Annotated in this window: 6 protein-coding genes; 5 read left to right on the plus strand and 1 reads right to left on the minus strand. The window is 37.4% G+C overall.

Features of this window, described 5'->3' with window-relative positions:
- Positions 1-189: transposase family protein (locus F606_RS23900; protein WP_026329235.1), on the minus strand; the 189-nt coding region annotated here is incomplete at its 3' end.
- Positions 190-702: 513 nt separating this feature from the next.
- Between F606_RS23900 and fsa the strand changes: the two genes are divergently transcribed.
- From fsa to glpA, 5 genes are all read left to right on the plus strand, one after another.
- Positions 703-1,356 (plus strand): fructose-6-phosphate aldolase, encoded by a 654-nt coding sequence (gene fsa, locus F606_RS0120100; RefSeq protein ID WP_019555658.1) that lies wholly within the window; start codon positions 703-705, stop codon positions 1,354-1,356.
- Positions 1,353-2,216 (plus strand): transketolase, encoded by an 864-nt coding sequence (locus F606_RS0120105; RefSeq protein WP_019555659.1) that lies wholly within the window; start codon positions 1,353-1,355, stop codon positions 2,214-2,216. The genes fsa and F606_RS0120105 overlap by 4 nt, the downstream gene beginning before the upstream one ends.
- On the plus strand, positions 2,204-3,145 hold the full coding sequence (locus F606_RS0120110) for a transketolase family protein (RefSeq protein ID WP_019555660.1): 942 nt from the start codon (positions 2,204-2,206) through the stop codon (positions 3,143-3,145). Before F606_RS0120105 ends, F606_RS0120110 begins: the two co-directional genes overlap by 13 nt.
- 19 nt (positions 3,146-3,164) lie before the next feature.
- Positions 3,165-3,620 carry a ribose 5-phosphate isomerase B gene (rpiB, locus tag F606_RS0120115; RefSeq protein WP_019555661.1) on the plus strand — a complete coding sequence of 152 codons (456 nt, stop codon included), beginning with the start codon at positions 3,165-3,167 and terminating at the stop codon, positions 3,618-3,620.
- Between the two features lie 192 nt (positions 3,621-3,812).
- Positions 3,813-5,397 (plus strand): anaerobic glycerol-3-phosphate dehydrogenase subunit GlpA (glpA, locus tag F606_RS0120120; protein ID WP_019555662.1); only part of this gene is annotated, 1,585 nt, incomplete at its 3' end.

The raw sequence follows: 5,397 nt of genomic DNA on the forward strand, positions 1-5,397 counted from the left end.
TTTATGTAATAAAGGAAGATGTTTTATTTTTTGAAGGCGATAATCATGAACTTTTTGCGTCTGCTGCCCACAGGATGGGCATATGTGGAGTTTACGTGGCAATTGAACCGTCAGTGAATTTTCTGTAACATTTATAATAGAAAGGTCTTTCAAGTCTAAGAAAAGTGTAGTAAACTGAATATCGAGCATAAGTGATAACCCCTTTCGGTTAGTGTTGTGGTAACTTTAATTGTAAATGAGTTATTCACTTTATGCTCTATTTTTATGCAAAAAAAATATGTTGGAATAAGCAATTTATTTTTTGCTTACCCCAACATTTATTATAGAACCGACAATTTGTCAATATGACAGATTGTCCTTTTTTTTGCCAATAACGGTTTTTTACTCTTGTGTGTGGCGTGAATAAAAAGATAAAAAAGGAGTTGGATAGAGTTTGAGACAAAAAATAGAAGTTATTAAAATACAACTAATAGTTTAGATTTTTTAGCGAAATGCTATTTACTCAACAGTAATGATCTCTTTAAAAGTTCTTTTTATTATTTATTTTTGTTTAAAATTAGCGAAAATAGCATTAATAAAAATATAATAAGATAAAATACGATAAAAAAGCTTGAAAAAAGAAAAGATAAATGATATTATAAAGCAGTAAAGAACAAAAATCTTTATAAAGTATTAATATTAAATAGTGTGGAGGTATGATGAATGAAATTTTTTATTGACACGGCTAAAGTTGAAGACATTAAAAAAGCAAATGATATGGGTGTTATTAGTGGTGTAACAACCAATCCATCCTTGATAGCCAAAGAAGGTCGTGATTTTAAAGAAGTAATAACTGAAATTACTTCAATAGTAGATGGTCCTATTAGTGGTGAAGTCAAAGCAACGACAACAGATGCAGAAGGAATGATTGCGGAAGGTAGAGAAATTGCTAAAATTCATAAAAATATGGTCGTAAAAATTCCGATGACGATCGAAGGGTTAAAGGCAGTAAAAGTTTTGACTTCAGAGGGAATAAAGACAAATGTAACACTTATTTTTAGTGCAACGCAAGCTTTATTAGCTGCGAAAGCAGGGGCTTCGTATGTTTCTCCTTTTTTAGGTAGATTGGATGATATTTCTACCCCGGGAATTGATTTAATTCGCACAATAGCAGAAATATTTAAAATTCATGGTCTCAAAGCAGAAATTATTTCTGCAAGCGTACGTAACCCTATTCATGTTATTGACTGTGCATTAGCTGGTGCCAATATAGCGACTGTTCCATATAGTGTAATAGCACAGATGACGAAACATCCACTTACACAACAAGGTATTGAAAAATTTCAAGCCGATTATAAGGCTGTATTTGGTGAATGAATATAGGAAAAGGACTGGTACGTGTGGATAAACTAAAGTTACAAAAAGTTTCAAATAAAATAAGGTCCAATATTATTGAAGCGGTGTATTCTGCGCAATCGGGACATCCTGGTGGGTCATTATCATCTGCAGATATTTTTGCATATCTTTATTTTGAAGAATTAGACATTGATCCAAACGATCCAGATAAATTGGATCGTGATCGTTTTGTTTTATCAAAAGGGCATGTGGCACCTGGATTTTATTCTGTATTGGCACTAAGCGGTTTTTTTCCGGTAGAAGACTTGAAAACTTTTCGACATCTCGGTTCTTATTTACAAGGACATCCGGATATGAAACATATTCCTGGTGTTGATATGTCGAGTGGCTCTTTAGGACAGGGAATATCAGCAGCTACTGGCATGGCACTTTCGGCTAAGTTAAGTAATGATAAATATAGAGTCTATACATTGTTAGGTGATGGTGAATTGCAAGAAGGACAAGTTTGGGAAGCCGCAATGTTTGCAGGGTCGCATAAACTTGATAATCTTGTTGTGATTATTGATAATAATGGTTTACAAATCGACGGAAAAATAGAAGATATATGCTCACCATACCCAATTGACAAAAAATTTGAAGCTTTTAATTTTCATGTGATTAATACGGATGCACACGATTTTGATGCTTTGCATAAAGCCTTTGAAGAAGCAAAAGAAGTAAAAGGCAGACCGACCGTTATTGTTGCTAAAAGTATAAAAGGTAAAGGTGTTTCATTTATGGAGAATGCAGTAGAATGGCATGGTAAAGCTCCAAATGAGACACAATACAAACTTGCCATGGAAGAGTTGGAAAGAGCAGGTAGTTTATTATGTCAGAAATAAAAAAAATTGCAACAAGGGAAAGTTATGGAAATGCATTAGTTGAATTAGGTGAAACCTATAGCGATTTGATTGTTTTAGATGCAGATTTGGCAGCGGCCACGAAAACAGGAATTTTCAAAAAAGCGTATCCGGCACGTCATATTGATTGTGGAATTGCCGAATGTAATATGATGGGGGTTGCAGCGGGTTTATCAATCACCGGAAAAGTTCCATTTGCCAGTACTTTTGCGATGTTTGCTGCCGGGCGGGCCTATGAACAAGTACGTAATTCAATTGGCTACCCTCATTTAAATGTTAAAATTGCGGCAACACATGCAGGAATTTCAGTAGGTGAAGATGGAGCTACGCATCAATGCAATGAAGATATTGGTTTGATGCGATCTATTCCGGGAATGGTTGTAATTAATCCAGTTGATGATATAGAAACAAAAGCTGCAATTAAAGCTGCCTACCATTATAATGGACCAGTTTATATCAGATTGGGTCGATTGGCAACGCCAATCATTAATAATTCTGAAAGTTATCATTTTATACTTGGTAAAGGCGTTCTATTGCGTGAAGGAAACGATTTAACGATTATTTCTACGGGACTTTGTGTAGCACCAGCTTTAGCAGCGGCAAAAGAATTAGCGGAAAAAAAGAATATTCAAGCACGAGTGATTAATATTCATACAATTAAGCCGCTTGATGAAGAATTAGTATTAAAAGCAGCAGCTGAAACTGGAAAAATCATAACTGTTGAAGAACATTCTGTAATTGGTGGGCTTGGCAGTGCTGTAAGTGATTTACTTAGTGAAAAATTACCGACACAAGTTTTGAAAATAGGCATTCAAGATTGCTTTGGAGAATCTGGACCAGCAGTAGATTTGCTTCATAAATATGGCTTAGATCAAGACGGAATTTACAAAGCGATCATTGAAAATTTATAAATATAGGGAGTTGTTTTAGATGAAAATTGCCATCGGGTGTGATGAAGCCGCTTACAATTTAAAAGTGGAACTTATTAAGTTTCTAAAAGAAAAAAATATTGAAGTTGATGATTTTGGAGCAAAAGAAAATGATACAGTTTTATATCCGGATGTAGCTTACACCGTAGCTGATGCCGTTGCAGCTGGTAAATATGAAAGAGCTATTTTACTTTGTGGCACAGGTATAGGCATGTCAATTTGTGCCAATAAAGTTCCAGGAATTCGCGCAGCCGTATGCCATGATCCATATTCGGCAGAACGTGCCAGAAAGAGCAATAATACTCAAATTATGTGCCTGGGTGAGCGAGTAATTGGTGTGGAATTGGCGAAATATTTAGTGAATATTTGGTTGGGGTGTGATTTTGCTGGTGGTGGTTCTGCGGCAAAAGTTGTCCGTATTATAGAACTAGAAAAAGAACACATGAGAATACTTTAAAGTGATTCAATATTTAATTGCTAAACTTTTTTGAATTTTAAAATTAATGGATAAAAAACATTTATATATGGAAAACTTGTTTAAGGATGCAATTTAATAGGTGAATTTATTTCATATATTAAATTGTGTCTTCTTTTTTATAGAGACGATGGTGAAAATAAAATATGTAAAGTTTTTTAAGGAGCAAATATAATGGAAAAAGCGACAGTACTTGTAATTGGCGGTGGCGCCACAGGCGTTGGCATATTGCGTGACTTAGCAATGCGTGGGGTTGATGTCATGCTGCTTGAAATGCGTGACATGGTACATGGAACGAGTTCTCGTTATCATGGTCTATTGCATAGCGGTGGACGTTATGCTGTGAAAGATGCAGATGCTGGCCGTGAATGTATTGAGGAAAATACGATTTTACGTAAAATAGGCAGGCATTGTGTAGAAGCTACAGAAGGATATTTTGTTCGCTTGCCAGAAGACGATCCAGCCTATGAAAAAGAATGGGTTGAAGCTTGCAAAAAAATCAATTTACCAGCAATCCAGATCGATCCTGCGGAAGCTTGGCATTTGGAACCAAACTTAACCCATCGTGCCCAAGCTGTATATCGTGTGCCGGATGCAGCCATTGATGGATTTCGCATGGCCTGGCAGAATATTGATTCTGCGAAACGATATGGCGGCAGAGTAAAAACGTATACCGAAGTGGTTAAGATTCATTCTGTAAACGGACAAGTAAGCACGGTTACCGTTCGTGACTATTTCACAAAACAACAATATGATATTGCCTGTGAATTTGTTGTGAATGCAGCGGGACCGTGGGCGGGACAGGTCGCATCCTGTGCGAATATTCCGGTCCATGTGCAACCCGATCGAGGAACATTAGTTGCATTTAATCATCGTCTAACCAGCCGTATTATTAATCGTTTACACAAATCATCCGATGGAGATATCTTTGTTCCCCATGGGTCTATTACTATTTTAGGAACGACCTCAACCACCGTTAACAGCCCGAATGATACACAACCGTTAACATCCGAAGTAGAATACCTGCTGGGTATTGGCGAGCTTACAATTGAAAATCTTCGTGGCTTCCGTATATTACGGGCATTTTGCGGTTCACGTCCGCTTTATACGGCGGATCCAAATGCAACCGGTCGTGGCGTATCCCGTGGGTTTGTAATTTTGGATCATGCTCAGGATGGACTGAAAGGGTTTGCCAGCATATGTGGTGGTAAATTTACTACCTATCGCCTGATGGCAGAACATATGGCGGATCTTGTTTGCAAACAATTAAATAATACGACACCTTGCCGTACGGCGATTGAACCATTAGTCGAAGATGTAGCACCAGAAATTCTAGCGAAGGCACGTCAATATTTCCCTGCCTATGGAGTTTCACTGGCCTCCTCAAGATTGGGTGAAGATACATTAAAGAAAGTCATTGCCCGGATGCAAGCAGATCCAACAAAACGTGAACTCGCTTGTGAATGCGAAAATGTTACCCTGGCAGAAATAGAAGAAGTTGCAGAACTTCCGACAAGCCATACATTAAGTGATATCCGCCGACAAACAAGAATGGGCATGGGAACTTGTCAGGGGGCGTTTTGTACATTCCGTAGTATGGGACTCGTCTTACAAGATGACATAATTCCACAACATGATACCGTACAAGAAATGAAGGATTTCCTGCAGGCTCGTTATAAAGGCCTTTCACCCGTACTTTGGGGCAGTACACTGCGAGAAATGGAATTGACAAGAGGAATATATGAAAGTGTATTCAATC

Origin of the sequence: Propionispira raffinosivorans DSM 20765 (assembly GCF_000381065.1) — a bacterium.
GTDB lineage: Bacteria > Bacillota > Negativicutes > Selenomonadales > Selenomonadaceae > Propionispira > Propionispira raffinosivorans.